The organism is Nonomuraea sp. NPDC049725 (assembly GCF_040674795.1).
Lineage (GTDB): Bacteria > Actinomycetota > Actinomycetes > Streptosporangiales > Streptosporangiaceae > Nonomuraea > Nonomuraea ceibae.
Genome location: NZ_JBFANJ010000018.1, coordinates 86,477 through 104,237, shown reverse-complemented (window position 1 = coordinate 104,237; position 17,761 = coordinate 86,477). Strand labels below are relative to the sequence as shown.

Here is a 17,761-nt window from a genome sequence, read left to right as displayed (position 1 = left end):
GATCTTCCGCAATGTCGGCGGATAAGCCAGTCTGGGGACAGCTACCGTCGCAACATGAGGAGACCAGTGGCCGATCCCGTCAAGCTAGAGACGCGGGGCAGCGATTTCGCCAGACTCGCCACCAAGATCACCGAAGCCGGGCTTCTGGACCGGCGTCCCGTCTATTACGCGGTCAGGATCAGCCTCGTCATGGGCGCCTATCTGGGCGGCTGGGGGCTGTTCGTCTGGGTCGGCGACTCCTGGCTGCAGCTTCTCGTCGCCGTCCTCATGGCCGTGGTCTTCACCCAGATCGGGTTCGTCGCCCATGACATCGGCCACCGGCAGGTGTTCCGCACCCGGCGGGCCAGTGACATGGCCGGGCTGCTGATCGGCAACCTGGCCATCGGCCTCGGCTGGGGGTGGTGGAACACCAAGCACAACCGCCACCACGCCAACCCCAACCACGAGGACCACGACCCCGACGTCTCCCCCGCGGTCATCGTCTGGTCGGAGGACCAGGTGGCCAGGAGTGTCGGGCTGCCCAAGTTCATCGCCAAGTGGCAGGCCTACTGGTTCTTCCCGCTGCTCACGCTGGAGGCCTGGCACCTGCACGTGGCCAGCGTGAAGGCCGTGTTCAAGCCGACGACCAAGCGCCGGGGCATGGAGGGCGCGCTGCTGCTGGCGCACTTCGCGCTCTACTTCGGCCTCGTCTTCGCCGTGCTGCCGTTCTGGATGGCGGTGGCCTTCCTGGTCGTGCACCAGGGCGTGTTCGGCGTCTACCTGGGCTGCTCGTTCGCGCCCAACCACAAGGGGATGCCGATCCTCACCGCCGAGGACAAGCTCGACTTCCTGCGCAAGCAGGTGCTCACCTCGCGCAACGTCAAGGGCGGCCTGCTCACCGACATCGGGCTGGGCCAGCTCAACTACCAGATCGAGCACCACCTGTTCCCCAACATGCCGGCCCCCAACCTGCGCAAGGCGCAGCCGATCGTCCAGCGCTACTGCGCGGAGATCGGGGTCAGCTATCTGGAGACGGGCCTGTTCAGATCGTACGGCCAGGCTCTCCAGCACCTGCACGAGGTCGGCGCGGCGCTGAGGTGATCAGCCCTGCTCCAGGCGCCGGCGCAGGGCCTCCCTGCGCTGCTCCAGCTCGGCGATGATCTCGGCCTGCTCGTCCGCCTGGGCGATCTGGGCCGAGATCTCGAACTGGTCGGTGGCGCCCTGGTCGCGGATCTGGTCGCGCTGCTCCTGGTTGTCCCGCTTCAGCTTCGCCAGCTCCTCGTCGAGTCGGGCGAGCTCGTCCTCTGTGCTCATCTCCCGCACCTACCCAGCGACCGGCCCGGGTCACGTCCCGTACAGAATGGGAGACATGCGGAGGAGCACCATCGTCTCGGTGGCCGCGGTGGCGATCATGCTGCTCGGCGTCCTGGCCGCCTGGATCATCCGGGCCGACCAGCCGCCCAACGCGCTCGACGTGGTGCTGCCGCTGATCACGGCGGCCGGGGTGCTGCTGCGCAAGCGCTACCCGGTGCTGACGCTGATCGTGGTGTCGGCCGCGGTGGTGGCCTACTACCCGTTCGCCCGGCTGGACGGGCCGCTCATCTTCGTGCCGTTCCTGATGCTCTACACCGCGGCCGACCACGGGCACCTCACCGCGGCCATCACCACCGGGTCGGCGTCACTGCTGCTCATGGGGCTCGGCGAGACCGGTGACGTGCGGCACGTCGACGACAGCGCGCTGGCGATGATCGCGGGCTGGGTGGTGGCGGCCATCGCGGCGGGCAGCGTGAGCCGCAACCGCCGCGCCTACCTCGAGGAGGCCGACCGCCGGGTGCGCGAGGCCGAGCACGGGCGTGAGGAGGAGGCCAGGCGGCGGGCCGGCGAGGAGCGGCTGCGCATCGCCAGGGAGCTGCACGACGTGCTCGGGCACAACGTCTCGATGATCAACGTGCAGGCGTCGGCGGCGCTGCACGGGCTGAAGAAGCGGCCGGAGGACGCCGAGGCGGCGCTGCGCGCGATCAAGGACACCAGCAAGGAGACGCTGCGCGAGCTGCGCACCACGCTGGGGGTGCTGCGCCAGGTGGACGAGGACGCGCCGACCGCGCCCGCCGACAGCCTGGGCCGCATCGACGCGCTGGTGGCGGCGTCGGGGCTGGAGGTGCGGACCGAGCTGTCGGGGCCGCTGGAGGAGGTGCCGGTCGAGGTGGACCTCGCGGCGACGCGGATCATCCGCGAGGCGCTGACGAACGTGTCACGGCACTCCGGGACGAAGGCGGCGACGCTCTCCGTCAGCAACACGTCCGGAAATATCCTGATCTGCGTGGAGGATGATGGACCGGGGGCCGTGTTCACCGAGGGCAGCGGCTACGGGCTGCAGGGCATGCGCGAGCGCGCCACGGCCCTGGGCGGCAGGCTCGACGCCGGCCCCCGCCCGGAGGGCGGCTTCCGGGTCGTCGCCGAACTACCCCTGAACGGAGCCACATGATCCGCACGCTGCTGGCCGACGACCAGACCCTGGTACGGGCCGGCTTCCGGTCCATCCTCAGCGACGAGGACGACATCGAGGTCGTCGCCGAGGCCGCCAACGGCACGCAGGCCGTGACCCTGGCCCGCGAGACCCGGCCGGACGTGGTGCTCATGGACATCCGCATGCCCGAGCTCGACGGCCTGGAGGCCACCCGCCAGATCGTCACCGACCCCCGGCTGGACGAGGTCAAGGTCATCATCCTGACCACGTTCGACCTCGACGACTACGTCTACGGCGCGCTGCGCTCCGGGGCCAGCGGCTTCCTGGTCAAGGACACCGAGCCGGCCGAGCTGATCCACGCCGTCCGGGTCGTGGCCAGGGGCGACGCGCTGATCGCGCCGTCGATCACCCGGCGGCTGATCGCCGAGTTCGCCGGCCGCGTCAAGCGCCCCGAGCCCGGCCCCGAGCTCAACTCCCTCACCGAGCGCGAGCGCGAGGTGATGAGCCTGGTCGCGGGCGGCCTGTCGAACGACGAGATCGCCGCCCGGCTGGTGCTGAGCCCCGCGACGGCCAAGACGCACGTCAGCCGCATCATGACCAAGCTCGGCGTGCGCGACCGGGCCCAGCTCGTGGTCCTCGCCTACGAGGCCGGCATGATCACCCCGGGCTGGCTTACAACCTGAGGTGTACGCCGCGGCCCGCCGTGTCACCCCAGGGGTACGGCGGGTGCCCGCCTGAGGTGGACGACCCGGGCGTAACCGTCATCGGATCCTGCTACGCATGGACACCGTTGAACTGGCCCGCCTGCAGTTCGCGCTCACCGCGGGCGCGCACTTCCTGTTCGTGGCGCTGACACTCGGCCTGGCGACGCTCGTGGCCGTCATCCAGACCCGGGCCACCTTCGGCGGCAACCCCGTCCACCAGGGGATGACGCGCTTCTGGGGGCAGCTCTACATCATCAACTACGCGATGGGCATCGTCACCGGGCTCGTCATGGAGTTCCAGCTCGGGCTGTCGTGGAGCGGGCTCACGGAGTTCGCGGGCAACGCGTTCGGCTCGGCGCTGGCCCTGGAGACGATGGTCGCGTTCTTCGTCGAGGCCACGTTCCTGGGCCTGTGGATCTTCGGCTGGAACAAGCTCAACCGGTGGGCGCACCTGGCGCTGATCTGGGTGGTCACGCTCACCGCGTACGCGTCCGCGTTCTGGATCATGGTGTCGAACGGCTTCCTGCAGAACCCGGTCGGCTACCGGCTCGACGGCGGCGTGCTGCACCTGGCGGACTTCGGCGCGATGGTCGCCAACCCGGCGGCGCTGGTGGCGTTCGCGCACATCCTGAGCGGCGCGATGGTCGTCGGCGGGTTCTTCATGGCCGGGGTGAGCGCCTACCACCTGAGCAAGCGGACCCCCGAGCAGGACTTCTTCCGCAAGTCGCTGCGGCTCGGGCTGGGCGTGGCCGCGCCCGCGCTGATGGTCACGGCGACGTTCGGCGGCATGGGGTTCGGCACGATGCAGGTGACCAAGCTCGCCGCCTGGTCGGGCGACCTGGCGGCGGCCCAGGCCGAGATGGTGGCCCGGCACGGGCCGGGCGACTGGCTGCCCCCGGTGGGCTGGGTGCAGGCAGGCGGCACCTGGATGATGGGGCTGTTCGCGCTCATGCTGTTCGTGGCCGCGCCGAGCACGCTGCTCATGCTGTTCAGGCCGGTGGTGCGCGGGCTGCGGGTGTGGCACTGGCTGCTGGTGGCGATGATCCCGGTGCCGTTCGCCACGATGCTCGCCGGGTGGATCTTCCGGGAGATGGGCCGCCAGCCGTGGGCCGTCTACGGGCTGCTGACCACCTCCGAGGCGATGTCGCCGGTGTCGGCCGGGCAGATGCGGTTCTCGGTCATCGCCTTCACCTCGGTGTTCGCCGTACTGGTCCTGATCAACTACTGGCTGCTGGCCAGGGCCGCCAAGGCGGGGCCGGCGGCCGTGGCCCTGGGCGACCGGCCCATCGACGCCCCCCAGCCCGTCCTGACCTTCTGAGGAGCCGACATGGAGATCTTCGTTCTGGCCTTCTTCGCGCTCGGCTACCTGGTGCTGGCCGGGGCCGACATCGGGGTCGGCATGGTGCTGCCGTACCTGGGGCGGACGCCGGGAGAGCGGCGGGAGACGATCGCCGCGATCGCGCCGTTCTTCCTCGGCAACGAGGTGTGGCTGGTGGTGACCGCGGGCGTGCTGGCCGGGCTGTTCCCGGCGCTGGAGGCGGAGCTGCTGCACGAGAATTACCCGCTGGTCGTGGTGCTGCTGCTGGCGTGGGTGATCCGCGACATGGGGCTGTGGCTGCGCGGCCGGGTGCCGGGACGCGGCTGGCAGGCGGTGTGGGACGGCGCGATCGTCGCCGGGAGCTGGGGGCTGGCGCTGTGCTGGGGGGCGCTGCTCAGCGTCGTGGCGCTGGGCATCCAGGGGCCGCTCCTGGCGCTGCCGGCGCTGGCTCTGGCCGCGCTGTTCGGCACGCACGGGCTGGCGTTCGCCGCGCTGCGGCTGCGCGGAGTGCTGCGCGAGCGGGCGGCGGTGCTGTCGGGCGGCGCGGGCGAGCTGCGCACGTTCGCGCTGACGGCGGTGGCGCTGGCCGCGGTCGGCGTGCTGGCGGGAGTGCGGCTGGAGCCGGTGGCCGGAACGTCCGGGGCGCTGCTGGTGCCGGTGACCCTGGTGATGATCCCGTTGCTGGTCGCGGCCCAGGCGTGGGTGTGGTGGACGTTCCGCCACCGCGTGACCGGCCCGTCGTACCTCTAGGGCCTCTTGGTCCTCCAGGGCCTCTAGAGGTTGCCGCCGCCGGTGGCGTCGAGCGTGGTGCCGGTCATGAAGCTCGCCTCGGGCGACGCGGCGAAGGCCACCACGTCGGCGATCTCCTCCGGGCGGCCGACCCGGCCCACCGCGTGATAGCCCGCCGCGTTCGCCAGGCCCTCCGGGTTGTCGCGCAGGAAGCCCGCGTTCATGTCGGTGTCGATGATGCCGGGGGCGACGTTGTTGACCGTGATCCCGCGCGGGCCGAGCTGCTTGGCCAGTGCCAGCGTGAACGTCTGGACGGCGCCCTTGGTCATCGAGTACGCGATCGCGCCGGGGAAGGCGATGCGCGTGACGCCGGAGGTGACGTTGACGATGCGGCCGCCGTCGGGGATGAGCGGCAGCAGCCGCTGGGTCAGGAAGAACAGGCCCTTGACGTTGACCGCGAAGTGCCGGTCGAACGACTCGGGCGTCTCCTCCTCGATGGGCCGGTGCACGGCGACGCCGGCGTTGTTGACCAGCACGTCCAGCACGCCGCTCTCCAGCTTGACCCGTTCGGCCAGCGCCTCCACCTGGGCCGGGTCGCCCAGGTCGGCCTGGACGGCGAGCGCACTGCCGCCCTGTTCCTCCACGAGCCGGACGACTTCCTTGGCGGCGGCCTCGTCGGCGGCGTAGTTGACGATGACGCGGAAGCCGTCACGCGCCAGGCGCAGCGCGATGGCACGGCCGATCCCCCTGCTGGAACCGGTGACGAGGGCAGTCTTCATGACGGGCTCTTTCTGTAGTGATCGATACAAAAGGAACCATAACATAGCGATCACTACAAAACCGACGCCCCGTCGCCGAAGTGCTCGTTTTATAGCGATCGCTCTAGAATGGGGTTATGGCGAGACAACGGGCGTTCGACCGGGACACGGCACTGCACAGCGCGGTGCTGGCGTTCTGGCGGCACGGCTACGAGGCCACCTCCGTCGCCGAGCTGACCGCCGCCATGGGCATCAGGCCCCCCAGCCTGTACGCGGCGTTCGGCGACAAGCGGCGGCTGTTCGAGGAGGCGCTGGGCCTCTACCAGGAGACCTACGGGGCGTTCACCGCCCGGGCGCTGGCCGAGGAGCCGACCGGCCGCCAGGCGATCGAACGGGTGCTGCGCGAGGCGGCCACCGAGTTCTCCGCCCCGGAGCACCCGCCCGGCTGCATGGTCGTCTCCGCCGGGGTCAACTGCGGGCCGGAGTCGGCCGAGGTGCAGGAGCTGCTGCGGCGGCAGCGCGAGCGGACGAAGGCGGCGATCCAGGCACGGTTCGACGACGACGCGGCGGCCGGGCGGCTGCCCCCGGGCACGGACACGGCGGCGCTGGCGACCTACTACGCGGCGGTGCTGCAGGGCATGTCCAACCAGGCACGCGACGGGGCCTCCCCCGAGGCGCTCACCGAGCTGGCCGCGCTCGCCATGCGCGCCTTCCCCGCCACCGCGGCAGCCTGACGTCACGGGGCCCTGACGTCACGGGGCTTGATGTCATTGGCCTTGACGTCACTGGGCCTTGACGGAGGCGTCCTCCGGGGAGACCTCGGGGGCCGACACCCGGAGCCAGCGGCAGCCGTACGGGTCCAGCGGGAGCCGCACCCGGCCCGAGCCGGGCACCTTCACCGTGCCGTCGACCAGGAGGTCGGTGAGCACGCAGCGTTCCAGGCCGGTCAGGTCGAGCTCGGCCTCGCACTCCCGGTCGTCCAGGTTGTGCACGGCCACGATCGTCGCCCCGTCGGCGTCGCAGCGGTGGGCCAGCACGGCCGGGTCGCCCGCGTCCAGCACCGTGTGGTCGCCCCAGGCCAGCTCCAGCGACTCCCGGTAGCGCTCGATGAGCAGCTGGATCCAGCGCAGCAGCGAGTCGTTGTCACGCCTCTGGTCGGCGACGTTCGGCCCGTCGGGCATGGCGCGCACGGGCCGCTCGGCCTGGGTGAAGCCGCCCTCGGCCGACCAGCGCATGGGGGTTCGCACAGCCATCCGGCCCTCCGCCGACAGGTCCTCGCCCAGCCCGATCTCCTCGCCGTAGAAGAGCACCGGCGTGCCCGGCAGCGAGAACAGCAGGCTGTAGGCCATCTTGATCCGCCTCTCGTCGCCGCCGAACATGGGCGGCAGCCGCCTGCGCAGGCCCCGGCCGAAGATCTGCATGTCCTTGTCCGGCCCGAACGCGGCGAAGATCTCCTGCCGCTCGTCCTCGGTGAGCTTGTCCAGCGTCAGCTCGTCGTGGTTGCGCAGGAACATCGCCCACTGGCAGTCCTTGGGCGGCTCGGGCCGTTCGCGCAGCGCCGAGGCGAGCGGCCCGGCGTCGCGTCTGGCCAGCGACAGCCAGGCGCGTTGCATGGCGACGAAGTCGAAGCACATCGTGAGCTGGTCGCCCAGCCCGTCGCCGAAGTACTCGAGAAGCTGGTCGTACTCCAGGTTGACCTCGCCGAGCAGGACCGAGCCGCCCTTGCGGCGGGTCATGAACGCGCGCAGCTCGGCCAGGAAGTCGTGCGGGTCGGCGAGCTCCGGCGAGACGTTCTCGATGAGGAACGGCACCGCGTCCACCCGGAACCCCGACAGCCCCAGCTCCATCCAGAAGCCGAGCACCCGGGCGATCTCGTCGCGCACCTCGGGGTTGGCGACGTTGAGGTCGGGCTGGTGGCGGTAGAAGGTGTGCAGGTAGTACTGGCCGGTGTGCGGGTCGTGCTCCCAGACGCTGTCCTCCTTGTCGGGGAAGACGACCTCCTTCGGGTTCGGCTCGGGCGTGTCGGACCAGACGTACCAGTCGCGTCTGGGCGAGTCGCGGCCGGACCTGGACTCCACGAACCACGGGTGCTGGTCGGAGGTGTGGTTGACGACGAGGTCGGCGATGACCCGCAGGCCGCGGTCGTGGGCGGTGCGCATGAACTCCACGAAGTCGCCCAGCGTGCCGAGCCTGGGGTCGACGCTGTAGAAGTCGGTGACGTCGTAGCCGTCGTCCTTGTTGGGCGTCGGGTAGAACGGCATCAGCCACAGGCAGGTGATGCCGAGGCCGGCGAGGTAGTCGATCTCCTGCGTGAGCCCGCGGAAGTCGCCGATGCCGTCGCCGTTGCCGTCCTTGAACGTCTCGACGTCGAGGCAGTAGACGACGGCGTTCTTCCACCACAGGTCGCTGGTGTACGTCATTCGCATGGGGGCCCAGCTACCCCCAAATGCGGTTAAAGAAGCGTCCCGCCCGTCACCTCGAACCGGCCGAGCGCTTCGTCGATGGTCGCGAGCGTGTCGGCGTGCAGCGTGATGCCGGCCGCTTCCACGTTCTCCCTGATGTGCGCGGGGGTGCGGCTGCCGGGGATGGCCACGACGTGGTCGTCCTGGTGCAGCAGCCAGGCCAGGGCGAGCTGGGCCGGGGTGATGCCGAGCCGGTCGGCCAGGCCGCGGATCGGCGCGTAGCGGTCGTTGTTGGCGGCCAGGTTCTCGGCGGAGAAGCGCGGCGCGTTGTGCCGGAAGTCGTTCTCGCCGAGCTGCTGGACGGTGCCGGTGAGGAAGCCGTTGCCGAGCGGGCTCCACGCCACGATGCCCACCCCGAGCTCGCCGGCCGTGCGCAGCAGGAGCGGGTCGATCGGCCGCCACATGGACCACTCGTTCTGCACGGCCGCCACCGGGTGCACGGCGTGCGCCCGGCGCAGTTGCGCGGCCGTCACGTTCGACAGGCCCAGGTGCCTGACCAGCCCGGCCTTGACCAGCTCGGCCATCGCCCCGACGGTGTCCTCGACGGGCACGCCGGGGTCGGCGTAGTGCAGGTAGTACAGGTCGATCACGTCGGTGTCCAGGTTGCGCAGGCTCGCCTCGGCGTAGCGCCGCACCAGCCGGGGCTCGGCGTTCACGCGCAGCTCGCCGAAGGCGTAGCCGACCGGCTGCGCCCGGCTGTCCTCCCCTTCGGGCACGGCCAGGCCGAACTTGGTGGCCACGACCACCTCGTCCCTGCGGCCCTTGATCGCCCGGCCGACCAGGCGCTCGTTCTGCCCGTCGGGCCCGTAGGCGTCGCTGGTGTCCACGTGGGTGGCGCCCGCGTCCAGCGCGGCCCGGATCGCCGCCTCACCCCGTTCCTCGTCGATGTCGCCGTAGATGCCGGGCGACAGCACCATCGCGCCGTAGCCGAGTGCCGGGACCGTCAAACCGCCGAGTTCGCGTGTCTTCATGCCGCCGATCCTGCTGCCGGGGTCCGGGTCCCGTCCAAGACCCTTTGCTATAACCATCAGCTATGGACGTGCATCTGCGGGATCTGCGGTATTTCGTGGCGGTCGCCGAGGAGCTGAACGTGACCCGGGCCGCCGAACGGCTGTTCGTCTCGCAGCCCGCGCTGTCCAAGCAGCTCAGGGCGCTCGAACGGCAGCTCGGCTGCCCGCTGTTCGACCGCGTGCCCGGCGGCGTCACGCTCACCCGGCAGGGCGCGGCGCTGCTGCCCGTGGCCGCCGACCTGCTCGACCGGTGGAACACCGGCTACGAGACCGCCAGGGCCGCAGCACCCACCGGCACGCTGGTCATCGGCCTGCAGACCGCCGTCGGCCGGGGCCTGCAGCAGGAGGCGCTGCGCGGCTTCCGCGCCGCCATGCCCGGCTGGGAGGTCGCGCTGCGGCTGGTGAGCTGGGAGGACCCCAGCGGCGGCCTGGCGGACGGCAGCTCCGACGTGGCCTTCCTCTGGCTGCCCGCCCCGCCCGGCCTGGAGACGCACGTGCTCGTCACCGAGCGCCGATGCGTCGTCATGCCCGCCGACCATCCGCTCGCCGGTCTGGACGAGATCCCCTTCGACCGGCTGCGTGACGAGCCGTTCATCGCCCTGCCGGCCGCGGCCGGGCCGATGCGCGACTTCTGGCTGGGCCGCGACGCCTCTCCCGGCGCGGGGCCCGTCGTCGGCGTCACCGCGAGCACCCCCGAGGAGGTCTTCGAGGCCGTCACCGGCGGTCTCGGCGTCGTGCTCGTCGCCGAGGGCAACGCCAAGCTGTACAAGCGGCCCGGCCTGCTCCACCGCCCGGTCACCGGCCTGCCGCCCGCCCGGCTGGCCATCGCCTGGCGGGCCGGCAACCGCAGCCCGCAAGTGACCGGGTTCGTGGACGCGCTCCGCCGGATCGCCACTAAGGTCTGACCCATGAGCGACTACGCGATCACCTTCGACCTGATCGACTCCGACGACGACGGCCGCATCTCGGCCGAGGAGCTGGTGCGGCTGATGGAGGTGCTGGGTCAGCCCATCACTCTCGAAGCCGCCCAGGCAGGCGTCCGGCGCCTCGACAAGGACGGCGACGGGCTCATCGACGTCGAGGAGTTCGGCAGCTTCCTCAAGCCTTGACCGTGCGCCGGAGCAGGCAGAACTCGTTGCCCTCCGGGTCCTGCAGCACGATCCACGTCTCCTCGCCGGTCTGGCCCACGTCGGCGTGCCGGGCGCCGATCGACAGCAGCCTGGCCAGCTCCGCCTCCTGATCGCGGTCGGTGGCGTTGACGTCGATGTGCAGCGGCAGCTTGCCCGTCTTCGGGTCGTCGGAGGGGCTGAGGACGAGCGTCGGCAGGTGCCCCGGCTGCTCCGGCCCGATCTCCACGCTGCCCTCTTCGCGGTCGAGCACGACATAGCCCAGCACGTCACACCAGAACGCCGCCAGGCGCTCGGGGTCACGGCAGTCGAGCACGAGCTCGGTGATGCGGCATGCCATGCGCTGATCATATGCTCATGGACGCTCGTGCGCGGGCGGGCTCAGCGGGGTGCCGGTGTACGCCTCCGGGGCCTCCTCCAGGTAGTCGGACAGGTTGCCGAGGAAGTCGCGCAGCGGCGGATACTGGTTGTGCAGCTCCAGGTCCTCCCGGGAGCGCCAGACCTCGTAGAGGAAGAACCGGCCGTCCTCCTGCTCGTGCAGGTCGTAGTGCAGGTTGCCGGGCTCGGCGCGGCTGGGCTCGACGAGCGACGTGAGGATGCGCCGGACCTCGTCCTTGCGCTCGGGCCGGGGACGAAGGAAGCCGTACAGGGAAATCTGTGTCATGCGGCCCACGTTAGGATCTCCAACGGTGTGAGGTTCAAGGTGAGGTGGGTCACGTGAAGATCGGCGATCTGGCGCGCGTCACCGGCGTCAACGTACGCCTGCTGCGCTACTACGAGGATCAGGGGCTGCTGGAGTCCGTCAGGACGAGCGGCGGTCACCGCACCTACGCGCCCGACGCCCCGGCCAGGGTGGGGCAGATCCGGGCGCTGCTGGGAGCCGGGCTGCCGACGAAGGTCATCCGGGAGGTCATGCCGTGCTTCCTGGACGACGGCGTGGGCCTCCAGGCGTGCGTGCTCGATCACGTACGGAGTCATCTGACGGACCTCGACCAGCGGATCGACGAGCTGCAGGAGGCGCGCGGGGCGCTCAGCGAGCTGCTGGACCGGTCGCTGGCGGCGGCTCACTAGCGAACCAGTCGAGCGACTGACCGTGCGGACCGGCGAACGCCAGCGGCCTGCCGTCGAGGGCGAGCACGAACACCGCGCGGCCGGCGGGCGGCTCGGGAGTGCCCGGGAGCGGCAGCACGCCGGGGGCCTCGTTGGAGATCCAGTGGCCGGGCAGGTCGCGCACGGTCCCGGCGAACGCCGCCCGCGCCTCCGGCGGCAAGTAGGCGAGCACCGCGCTGTGGAAGACGACCGGGGTGGCCCCGGCCGGCGCCTGGGCGATCAGGCCGGCGAGCGCCTCGTTGAGGTCGCCGCGCACGAGGCGGGGCGGGTCCGCGCGGGCCACGCGGACGGCGGCCCGCAGGCGGCGCAGGCGTTCCTGCCGCTCGGGCCAGATCAGCGACTCCAGCCAGCGCACGTCGCCGGGGTCGCGTACGTCGAGCGGATTGAGGTCGAGGCCGGCCCGCCAGGCGACGGCGGGCACCTCCCGCGGGAGCGGGGCCCGGCCGCCGGTGCGGCAGTCGAGGACGACCTCGGCGGAGCCGAGCACCGGGCGGTCGTCGTAGCGGTAGGCGTACCGGTCCGGGTAGAGGCACAGGCCGGCCGACGCGCCCACCTCGATCAGGGCCAGCGGCTGGGGCAGGGCGGCGAGGACCGGCAGGAGCGTGGCGCACCGGCCCGGCTCGTTCGTCTGGGTGCTGCGGGCGCGCATGGTGGCGCTGACCCGGTCCCAGTGGGCGGTCGTCCAGGCGCGGAATACCGCGTAGTCGTCGTGCGGGCCGCCGTGGTGGCGTACGGCTCCCAGCAGCAGGTTCGGCTGCCGTTTGGCCTCGGGGAGCCGGTCGATCAGGGCGAGCAGGCCGTCGTCGTCGGCGATCCTGCTCGCCAGGAGCTCGTAGGCGGGCGAGTGGCCGCGGGCTTCCAGGGCGAAGCCTCGGTAGCGCCCGGCGGTGTCCATGTCCGCCGGGGGGTCAGAGGCCGCTGTGGAGATACACCTGGCCGAAGACCTGCGCGAGGTTCTTCAGGTCCGTCGCCGCGTCCACCTCGGGGGCGGCCGGGTTGTACAGCGTGGCCAGGCGGGGCCGCACCGAGGTGAGCTTCTTGAGCTCGTCCCAGGTGGCGTTCGCCGCCCACTTCTCGCCGTAGGCCCGGTTGACCTGGCCCTGGTCGTTCTGCCAGCGGGTCCAGAGGGTGACGGTCTCGGCGGCGTCGGCCTGGAGCGGGGCGGCGACGCGGTCGGTGATCGACTGGGTGGCCTGCTCGGCGGTGAGCTGCGGGCCGCCGGGGGCGGCGAAGCCGGCGTCCTCGGCGGCGATCTGGCCGTAGGCGTCCCAGGCGCGGGCGCGGACCTGGATCCACTGGTTGCGCTGGGCGTCGGCGGCGGAGATCTGCCAGGTGGCGTACTCGGTGGCCAGGTGGCCGCCGTCGAGGGCGAGCTGGTCGACGAGGCCCTTGGCGAGCCAGCCGCCGACGCGCTCGGGGTCGAGGAGCGGGTACTTCTTGGTCAGCTCGGCCTTGCAGGCGTCGTCGGCGCCGCAGCCGAGGACCGGCACGACGGTGTGGACGGCGAGCTTCTTGCCGGGGGCGGAGTTGCGCAGGGCGGTGGACGCCTCGGTCAGGAAGGCGTCGATCTCGTCGGCGCTCTCGAAGGTGCTGTTGGCGCCGAGCTGGGAGCTGAACCGGACGCCGACGACGCCGGGCTGCACGGCGAGCGCGGCGACCTGCTTGGCGGCCTCGGCGAGCTTGCCGGCCTTGTAGTCGTCGGCCAGCTCGGCGTCGATCCAGATGCGCATGCCGGTCGCGGCGGCGGTCTTGACGCTCTGGCCGGTGGGGCTCTCGGCGGCCTGCTTGGCCTGGGCGGGCGTGACGTTGTCGGGGTCGACGTAGCAGGGCTCGGCGCCCTCGCACTCGGGGGTGCCGCCCTCTTCGGCGTCCTCGGGGACCGGGTCGCCGATCTCGTGCATCTCCCCGTCACCCTCGCCGCCGCCGGGGCAGACGTTGCCCGGCTGGGTGCAGTCGACGGTGCCCTTGTCCATGGGACCGGAGTCCTTCATGTTCTGGCCGTCGTTGCCGGCCCAGAACCTGGCGATGTCGGCCGCCTCCTCGGGCGTGGCGAGCCAGGTGCAGACGACATAGGCGGGGGCGTCGGCGTCCATCAGGTCGTTGCAGCTGCGCGGGTCGTCCTGCGACCAGGCGGGGACGCCGATGCCGAGCAGCGACAGGGTCAGGCCGATGACGAAGATCTGCCTCAGTCTCATGGCGCCTTCCGAGGGGGGTGATCGCCGGGCATATCGCACACTATCGGCCGAATCAGTATCGTTCAATCACATCAACGGGGTTTGCTTTACGACTGTCCTCCACGGCGAGTGCGGGGCTCAGCAAGGGGGAAGAGGCGTGCTCGGGGATCTCGCGCTGCTCCGGGACCGCCGGTTCGCGTTGCTGCTGTCCGCCCGGACGCTCTCGGTGCTGGGCAGCACGTTCGCGCCCGTCGCCCTGGCGTTCGGGGTGCTGCGCCTGCCCGGCGCGACCGCCACCACGCTGTCGGTGGTGCTCACCGCGCAGTCGCTGCCGACCGTGCTGTTACTGCTGTTCGGCGGGGTGATCGCGGACCGGCTGCCGCGCAACCGGGTGATGATGGCCGGCGAGTGGGTGAACGCCGCCGGGTTCGCCGCGCTGGCGGCCATGATGCTGACCGGCTGGACGCCGATGCCGCTCATGGCGGCGGCAGCGGCGGTGACCGGCATGGGGATCGCGGTGATCTTCCCCGCGCTGACCGGCATCATCCCCGAGGTGGTGCCGCCGGAGCGGCTGCAGGCCGGCAACGCGCTGCTGGGCCTGGGCGCGAACGTCTCCCGCGTGGGCGGCGCGGTCCTCGGCGGCGGCACGGTGGTGCTGGTCGGCGGCGGCTGGGCGCTGGCGGTCAGCTCCGGGCTGTACGCGCTGGCGGGCGTGCTCGTCGCGGGCCTGCGGATGACCCGGTCGGAACGTGCCAAGCCCGGCGACTCCGTGCTGGCCGATCTGCGGGAAGGATGGCGCGAGTTCAGGTCCCGGCAGTGGATCTGGGTGGTGGTGGCGCAGTTCTCCGTGCTGGTGATGGCGATCCAGGCCGGTCACGGGGTGCTCGGGCCGCTGCTGGCCGAGCAGAGTCTCGGCGGGGCGGCGGCCTGGTCGGCGTTCCTGGCCGGGGAGGGCGTGGGCACGATCGCCGGGGTGGTGGTGTCGCTGCGGCTGCGCCCGCGCCGCCCGATCCTGGTCGGCACGCTGTGCTGCCTGCCGGTGGCGCTGCCGTACTTCCTGCTCGGCGGGCAGGCCCCGCTGTGGGCCAGCGTGGCGGGCGCGTTCCTGCTGGGCGTCTGCTTCGACGTGTTCGGGGTGCTGTGGCAGACGACGATGCAGCGGGAGATCCCGCCCGAGTCGCTGTCGCGGGTGAGCTCGTACGACGCGCTCGGCTCGCTGATGTTCGGCCCGGTCGGGCTCATGCTGGCGGGGCCGGTGGCGGAGCGGGTGGGCGCGCCGGCGGCGCTGGTCGGCTGCGGGGTCCTGGTGCTGCTCTCGACGTGCGCGGCGCTGCTGTCCCCCGGGGTGCGCAACCTGCGCGCGCCGGAGCACGCCTCACGTTGAGCCGCTGGTCCGCAGGCCGCGTGCCGGGACCCGCTCGCGCAGGGCGAAGCGGGGCTCCGGCGCGTGATCGCCGTCAAGGACGCCCGCCACGTACTCGGCCAGCGCGGGGGCGTGCTTGAAGCCGTGGCCGGAGTCGCCGCCGAGCAGCCACACGCCGGGCGACGTCTCGGCGATGATCCACTCGGCGTCGGGCGTGAGCGCGTACTGGCAGACCTGGCTGAACAGCACCGGCGCCGACACCAGCGACGGGAAGCGGCGGCCCAGATAGGCGCGGGCGTTCGCGACGCTGGCCTCGTCGACCACGCGCTCGCCGTGTTCGGGCTCGTACGGCCTGCCCTCGGCGTCGGAGGTGGCCTTCATGCCCACGCCGTCGACGTCGCCGTGGCCGTAGGCCGAGGCGCCGTGGTCCACCCAGGCGGGAGTGCCGGGCGTGGTCCAGGCGGCAGGCACGGCGAAGTGCAGCGTGTCCTGCTTGGTCACGGTCATCGGCACCTGGAACAGCTCGGGCAGCCAGGCGCCGCAGGCCCACACGATCCGGTCGGCGGTGAGCACGTCGCCGCCCACGCGGACGCCGTCCGGGGCGGGAACGGCACGGGCGCGGACCAGGCGGACGCCGGCCGACACGGCGAGGGCGGCGGTGACCTGGGTGGCGCGGCGGGCGCGCAGCACGCCGGCGTGCGGCTCCCAGAGCAGGAAGCTGAGGTCGTCGCCGCGGAACTCGGGGAAGAACCTGGCGCCGTCGGCGGGGTCCAGCACCTCACACGGGATGTCGAGATTTTTCAGGACCTGGGCGCTGGTGTGCTCCCAGCCGTCCGGCGTCCCGGCGAACCACATCAGGCCCGCCTCGTGATAGAGCGGCTCGCCGGCCCGCTCCTCCAGCCGCCGCCAGCCCTCGCGCGCCCGCCAGGCCATCCGGGCGTACCACTCCTCGGAGCCGTGCGAGCAGCGCAGCAGCCGGGTCTCCCCCGCGCTCGCCTGGCGCACGTGCCCCGGGGTGTGCTGCTCGACCAGCGTCACCGCCCAGCCGGTCTCGGCCAGCCGCAAGGCCAGCGACGATCCCCAGATCCCTGCCCCGACCACAATGACCGATTTCATGGGATTCACGGTGACCGGAAAGCCGGTCCCGCCGCAAGGGTCAGACCACGATGAATGTGACCACGACGCCCGCGCAGTTGCCCGCCACGCAGATGCGCACCGGCACCCGCGTCACGCCCGCCGCCGTCGGCACGCCGCTGATGTTCCCGTCGGGGCCGATCGTGACGCCGTGCGGCAGCGCGTCGTGGTTCGTGACGCTGACGGTCGGCAGCACGCCCGACGGCCCGCCCTTGATCTGGATGCGCCCGGTCAGCGGCCGTCCGGCCGAGCCGGGGAAGGTGAGCACGCCCGGGTCCCACGGCACGTTGCGCAGCACAACGAACGTGATCCGCTCCTCGGTGCAGCTCTGGCCTGCGCAGACCTGGACGTGCCCCGCGTACGTGCCCGCGCGGTCGGGCGTGCCGTACAGCCTGCCCGCGGCGTCGACCCCGATGCCGGGCACGAGCTCCGCCGCGGCGCGGAAGGCGACGCCCTTCTCGACGGGCAGGAGCTGACGCGCCACCTCGATGCCCTCGGTGACGTAGAAGGTGTCCTCCACGAGCCGGTCGGACGGGGTCGCCACCGGCAGACCCCGGGCCATGTAGATCGCCTGCGCGCCGTCGGAGGGAAGGGCCGGAAGCAACCCGCACATGGCCAACCCGGCAACCAGGAGTATCCACGTTGACCGCATTTTTACCCCCCGGTGCTTCTGCTCCGTTACGTACCCCTTTCATCGCGTTACGTCACCCTCGGTTCACGCATAGATAATCGTTGTCATGGCCGCCGAATCCGCCCAGACCCTCGAACGCGGGCTGCGCCTGCTGCGCCTGCTCGCCGACGGCAAGGGCGGCCGCACGCCCACCGAGCTGAGCGCCGAGCTGTCGCTGAGCCGGCCCGTGGTCTACCGCCTGCTGACCACGCTGCTCAACGAGGGGTTCGTCCGCCGCGACGCCGAAGGGCGGGTGCACCTGGGGTTCGGCGTGCTCGTGCTGGCGCAGGCCGTGCAGCCGCTGTTGCGCGCGGCGGCGCTGCCCACGCTGCGGCGGCTGGCCGAGCAGGTGGGCGCGACCGCGCACCTGACCGTGGCCGAGGGCGACGACGGGCTCGCGGTGGCCGTGGTCGAGCCGTCGTGGACGGACATGCACGTGGCCTACCGCGAGGGCTCGCGCCATCCGCTGGCCAAAGGCGCGGCCGGGCAGGCGATTCTGGCGGCGCGCGAGGGCCGGGCCGATTATCTCGTCACCGAGGGGCAGTTGCAGGAGGGTGCGCGGGGGATGGCGGCGCCGGTGACGGGGCTGCCCTGGCTGGAGGCGTCCGTCGGGGTGGTGACGTTCGGGCCGCTGCCTCCCTCCACCGGCGCGCAGGTCGTCGAGGCGGCGGCCGGGCTCGCCGACGCGCTGGGTTGACATTGCGGAGGCTATGACGGACGGTTGTTACACATAAAGGACACATGCGTCCGATTAGC

21 protein-coding genes are annotated in these 17,761 nt (G+C 71.8%); 11 read left to right on the top strand and 10 right to left on the bottom strand.

From position 1 onward, the window contains the following. Positions 1 to 54 precede the first annotated feature (54 nt). Positions 55 to 1,080 (top strand): acyl-CoA desaturase, encoded by a 1,026-nt coding sequence (locus AB0J53_RS36290; protein ID WP_219506384.1) that lies wholly within the window; start codon positions 55 to 57, stop codon positions 1,078 to 1,080. On the opposite strand, the gene AB0J53_RS36285 is transcribed toward AB0J53_RS36290, so the two are convergent. Then, on the bottom strand, positions 1,081 to 1,293 hold the full coding sequence (locus AB0J53_RS36285) for a hypothetical protein (RefSeq protein ID WP_219506382.1): 213 nt from the start codon (positions 1,291 to 1,293) through the stop codon (positions 1,081 to 1,083). A gap of 55 nt (positions 1,294 to 1,348) precedes the next feature. On the opposite strand from AB0J53_RS36285, the gene AB0J53_RS36280 reads away from it, so the two are divergent. The 4 genes from AB0J53_RS36280 to AB0J53_RS36265 all read left to right on the top strand — a co-directional run bounded on the left by AB0J53_RS36280 (position 1,349) and on the right by AB0J53_RS36265 (position 5,218). Beyond that, complete coding sequence (locus AB0J53_RS36280; protein ID WP_364180641.1) at positions 1,349 to 2,464, top strand: sensor histidine kinase; 1,116 nt, start codon at positions 1,349 to 1,351, stop codon at positions 2,462 to 2,464. Continuing rightward, entirely contained in the window at positions 2,461 to 3,129 is a 669-nt protein-coding gene (locus AB0J53_RS36275; protein WP_219506378.1) for a response regulator transcription factor, read from the top strand. Before AB0J53_RS36280 ends, AB0J53_RS36275 begins: the two co-directional genes overlap by 4 nt. A 97-nt stretch (positions 3,130 to 3,226) precedes the next feature. Next, positions 3,227 to 4,468, top strand: coding sequence for a cytochrome ubiquinol oxidase subunit I (locus AB0J53_RS36270; RefSeq protein ID WP_364180639.1), 1,242 nt, complete (start codon positions 3,227 to 3,229; stop codon positions 4,466 to 4,468). Between the two features lie 9 nt (positions 4,469 to 4,477). Beyond that, positions 4,478 to 5,218, top strand: a complete 741-nt coding sequence (locus tag AB0J53_RS36265; protein WP_219506374.1) for a cytochrome d ubiquinol oxidase subunit II — start codon at positions 4,478 to 4,480, stop codon at positions 5,216 to 5,218. Positions 5,219 to 5,241: 23 nt separating this feature from the next. Here AB0J53_RS36265 and AB0J53_RS36260 read toward each other — a convergent pair whose 3' ends face one another. Beyond that, positions 5,242 to 5,976, bottom strand: coding sequence for an SDR family oxidoreductase (locus tag AB0J53_RS36260; protein WP_364180636.1), 735 nt, complete (start codon positions 5,974 to 5,976; stop codon positions 5,242 to 5,244). 116 nt (positions 5,977 to 6,092) lie between these two features. Here AB0J53_RS36260 and AB0J53_RS36255 point away from each other — a divergent pair, with 116 nt between their 5' ends. Next, positions 6,093 to 6,689, top strand: a complete 597-nt coding sequence (locus AB0J53_RS36255; RefSeq protein WP_364180634.1) for a TetR/AcrR family transcriptional regulator — start codon at positions 6,093 to 6,095, stop codon at positions 6,687 to 6,689. 48 nt (positions 6,690 to 6,737) lie between these two features. Here the strand turns inward: AB0J53_RS36255 and AB0J53_RS36250 are convergent, their stop codons facing one another. Both AB0J53_RS36250 and AB0J53_RS36245 read right to left on the bottom strand, forming a co-directional pair. Then, the gene (locus tag AB0J53_RS36250; RefSeq protein ID WP_357591429.1) at positions 6,738 to 8,381 is read right to left on the bottom strand and encodes an alpha-amylase family protein; all 1,644 of its coding nucleotides are present in this window, start codon (positions 8,379 to 8,381) and stop codon (positions 6,738 to 6,740) included. 26 nt (positions 8,382 to 8,407) lie between these two features. Beyond that, on the bottom strand, positions 8,408 to 9,388 hold the full coding sequence (locus AB0J53_RS36245) for an aldo/keto reductase (RefSeq protein WP_246645090.1): 981 nt from the start codon (positions 9,386 to 9,388) through the stop codon (positions 8,408 to 8,410). A 62-nt stretch (positions 9,389 to 9,450) separates the two neighbouring features. Here AB0J53_RS36245 and AB0J53_RS36240 point away from each other — a divergent pair, with 62 nt between their 5' ends. Both AB0J53_RS36240 and AB0J53_RS36235 read left to right on the top strand, forming a co-directional pair. Then, positions 9,451 to 10,332, top strand: a complete 882-nt coding sequence (locus tag AB0J53_RS36240; RefSeq protein WP_219506367.1) for a LysR family transcriptional regulator — start codon at positions 9,451 to 9,453, stop codon at positions 10,330 to 10,332. A 3-nt stretch (positions 10,333 to 10,335) separates the two neighbouring features. Beyond that, the gene (locus AB0J53_RS36235; RefSeq protein WP_219506365.1) at positions 10,336 to 10,536 is read left to right on the top strand and encodes an EF-hand domain-containing protein; all 201 of its coding nucleotides are present in this window, start codon (positions 10,336 to 10,338) and stop codon (positions 10,534 to 10,536) included. Here AB0J53_RS36235 and AB0J53_RS36230 read toward each other — a convergent pair. Together AB0J53_RS36230 and AB0J53_RS36225 are read right to left on the bottom strand one after the other, a co-directional pair. After that, positions 10,526 to 10,894, bottom strand: coding sequence for a VOC family protein (locus AB0J53_RS36230; protein ID WP_364180631.1), 369 nt, complete (start codon positions 10,892 to 10,894; stop codon positions 10,526 to 10,528). The two genes, AB0J53_RS36235 and AB0J53_RS36230, sit on opposite strands and share 11 nt — an antisense overlap. A 15-nt stretch (positions 10,895 to 10,909) precedes the next feature. Beyond that, positions 10,910 to 11,218 (bottom strand): putative quinol monooxygenase, encoded by a 309-nt coding sequence (locus AB0J53_RS36225; protein WP_364180629.1) that lies wholly within the window; start codon positions 11,216 to 11,218, stop codon positions 10,910 to 10,912. Between the two features lie 53 nt (positions 11,219 to 11,271). On the opposite strand from AB0J53_RS36225, the gene AB0J53_RS36220 reads away from it, so the two are divergent. Beyond that, entirely contained in the window at positions 11,272 to 11,625 is a 354-nt protein-coding gene (locus tag AB0J53_RS36220) for a MerR family transcriptional regulator (protein ID WP_219506362.1), read from the top strand. Here AB0J53_RS36220 and AB0J53_RS36215 read toward each other — a convergent pair. Together AB0J53_RS36215 and AB0J53_RS36210 are read right to left on the bottom strand one after the other, a co-directional pair. After that, entirely contained in the window at positions 11,585 to 12,559 is a 975-nt protein-coding gene (locus AB0J53_RS36215; protein WP_364180627.1) for a DUF2332 domain-containing protein, read from the bottom strand. The genes AB0J53_RS36220 and AB0J53_RS36215 overlap by 41 nt on opposite strands. A 13-nt stretch (positions 12,560 to 12,572) precedes the next feature. Next, positions 12,573 to 13,859, bottom strand: a complete 1,287-nt coding sequence (locus AB0J53_RS36210) for a hypothetical protein (RefSeq protein WP_364180625.1) — start codon at positions 13,857 to 13,859, stop codon at positions 12,573 to 12,575. Positions 13,860 to 13,995: 136 nt separating this feature from the next. Here AB0J53_RS36210 and AB0J53_RS36205 point away from each other — a divergent pair, with 136 nt between their 5' ends. Beyond that, positions 13,996 to 15,222 (top strand): MFS transporter, encoded by a 1,227-nt coding sequence (locus AB0J53_RS36205; RefSeq protein WP_219506359.1) that lies wholly within the window; start codon positions 13,996 to 13,998, stop codon positions 15,220 to 15,222. Here the strand turns inward: AB0J53_RS36205 and AB0J53_RS36200 are convergent. Beyond that, positions 15,214 to 16,317, bottom strand: coding sequence for an FAD-dependent oxidoreductase (locus AB0J53_RS36200; protein WP_364180622.1), 1,104 nt, complete (start codon positions 16,315 to 16,317; stop codon positions 15,214 to 15,216). The genes AB0J53_RS36205 and AB0J53_RS36200 overlap by 9 nt on opposite strands. A 40-nt stretch (positions 16,318 to 16,357) precedes the next feature. Next, positions 16,358 to 16,948 (bottom strand): hypothetical protein, encoded by a 591-nt coding sequence (locus AB0J53_RS36195; RefSeq protein WP_357591439.1) that lies wholly within the window; start codon positions 16,946 to 16,948, stop codon positions 16,358 to 16,360. Positions 16,949 to 17,072: 124 nt separating this feature from the next. On the opposite strand from AB0J53_RS36195, the gene AB0J53_RS36190 reads away from it, so the two are divergent. Next, on the top strand, positions 17,073 to 17,702 hold the full coding sequence (locus tag AB0J53_RS36190) for a helix-turn-helix domain-containing protein (RefSeq protein WP_364180620.1): 630 nt from the start codon (positions 17,073 to 17,075) through the stop codon (positions 17,700 to 17,702). Positions 17,703 to 17,761 lie beyond the last annotated feature (59 nt).

What these genes read in the sequence shown, in the direction of transcription:
- AB0J53_RS36255 (WP_364180634.1), top strand. Translation starts at nt 6,093, where the DNA reads ATGGCGAGACAACGGGCGTTCGACCGGGACACGGCACTGCACAGCGCG.
- AB0J53_RS36195 (WP_357591439.1), bottom strand. Translation starts at nt 16,948, where the DNA reads ATGTGCGGGTTGCTTCCGGCCCTTCCCTCCGACGGCGCGCAGGCGATC.
- AB0J53_RS36240 (WP_219506367.1), top strand. Translation starts at nt 9,451, where the DNA reads ATGGACGTGCATCTGCGGGATCTGCGGTATTTCGTGGCGGTCGCCGAG.
- AB0J53_RS36210 (WP_364180625.1), bottom strand. Translation starts at nt 13,859, where the DNA reads ATGAGACTGAGGCAGATCTTCGTCATCGGCCTGACCCTGTCGCTGCTC.
- AB0J53_RS36190 (WP_364180620.1), top strand. Translation starts at nt 17,073, where the DNA reads ATGGCCGCCGAATCCGCCCAGACCCTCGAACGCGGGCTGCGCCTGCTG.
- AB0J53_RS36235 (WP_219506365.1), top strand. Translation starts at nt 10,336, where the DNA reads ATGAGCGACTACGCGATCACCTTCGACCTGATCGACTCCGACGACGAC.
- AB0J53_RS36285 (WP_219506382.1), bottom strand. Translation starts at nt 1,293, where the DNA reads ATGAGCACAGAGGACGAGCTCGCCCGACTCGACGAGGAGCTGGCGAAG.
- AB0J53_RS36290 (WP_219506384.1), top strand. Translation starts at nt 55, where the DNA reads ATGAGGAGACCAGTGGCCGATCCCGTCAAGCTAGAGACGCGGGGCAGC.
- AB0J53_RS36230 (WP_364180631.1), bottom strand. Translation starts at nt 10,894, where the DNA reads ATGGCATGCCGCATCACCGAGCTCGTGCTCGACTGCCGTGACCCCGAG.
- AB0J53_RS36270 (WP_364180639.1), top strand. Translation starts at nt 3,227, where the DNA reads ATGGACACCGTTGAACTGGCCCGCCTGCAGTTCGCGCTCACCGCGGGC.
- AB0J53_RS36280 (WP_364180641.1), top strand. Translation starts at nt 1,349, where the DNA reads ATGCGGAGGAGCACCATCGTCTCGGTGGCCGCGGTGGCGATCATGCTG.
- AB0J53_RS36250 (WP_357591429.1), bottom strand. Translation starts at nt 8,381, where the DNA reads ATGCGAATGACGTACACCAGCGACCTGTGGTGGAAGAACGCCGTCGTC.
- AB0J53_RS36225 (WP_364180629.1), bottom strand. Translation starts at nt 11,218, where the DNA reads ATGACACAGATTTCCCTGTACGGCTTCCTTCGTCCCCGGCCCGAGCGC.
- AB0J53_RS36275 (WP_219506378.1), top strand. Translation starts at nt 2,461, where the DNA reads ATGATCCGCACGCTGCTGGCCGACGACCAGACCCTGGTACGGGCCGGC.
- AB0J53_RS36265 (WP_219506374.1), top strand. Translation starts at nt 4,478, where the DNA reads ATGGAGATCTTCGTTCTGGCCTTCTTCGCGCTCGGCTACCTGGTGCTG.
- AB0J53_RS36200 (WP_364180622.1), bottom strand. Translation starts at nt 16,317, where the DNA reads ATGAAATCGGTCATTGTGGTCGGGGCAGGGATCTGGGGATCGTCGCTG.
- AB0J53_RS36245 (WP_246645090.1), bottom strand. Translation starts at nt 9,388, where the DNA reads ATGAAGACACGCGAACTCGGCGGTTTGACGGTCCCGGCACTCGGCTAC.
- AB0J53_RS36215 (WP_364180627.1), bottom strand. Translation starts at nt 12,559, where the DNA reads ATGGACACCGCCGGGCGCTACCGAGGCTTCGCCCTGGAAGCCCGCGGC.
- AB0J53_RS36260 (WP_364180636.1), bottom strand. Translation starts at nt 5,976, where the DNA reads ATGAAGACTGCCCTCGTCACCGGTTCCAGCAGGGGGATCGGCCGTGCC.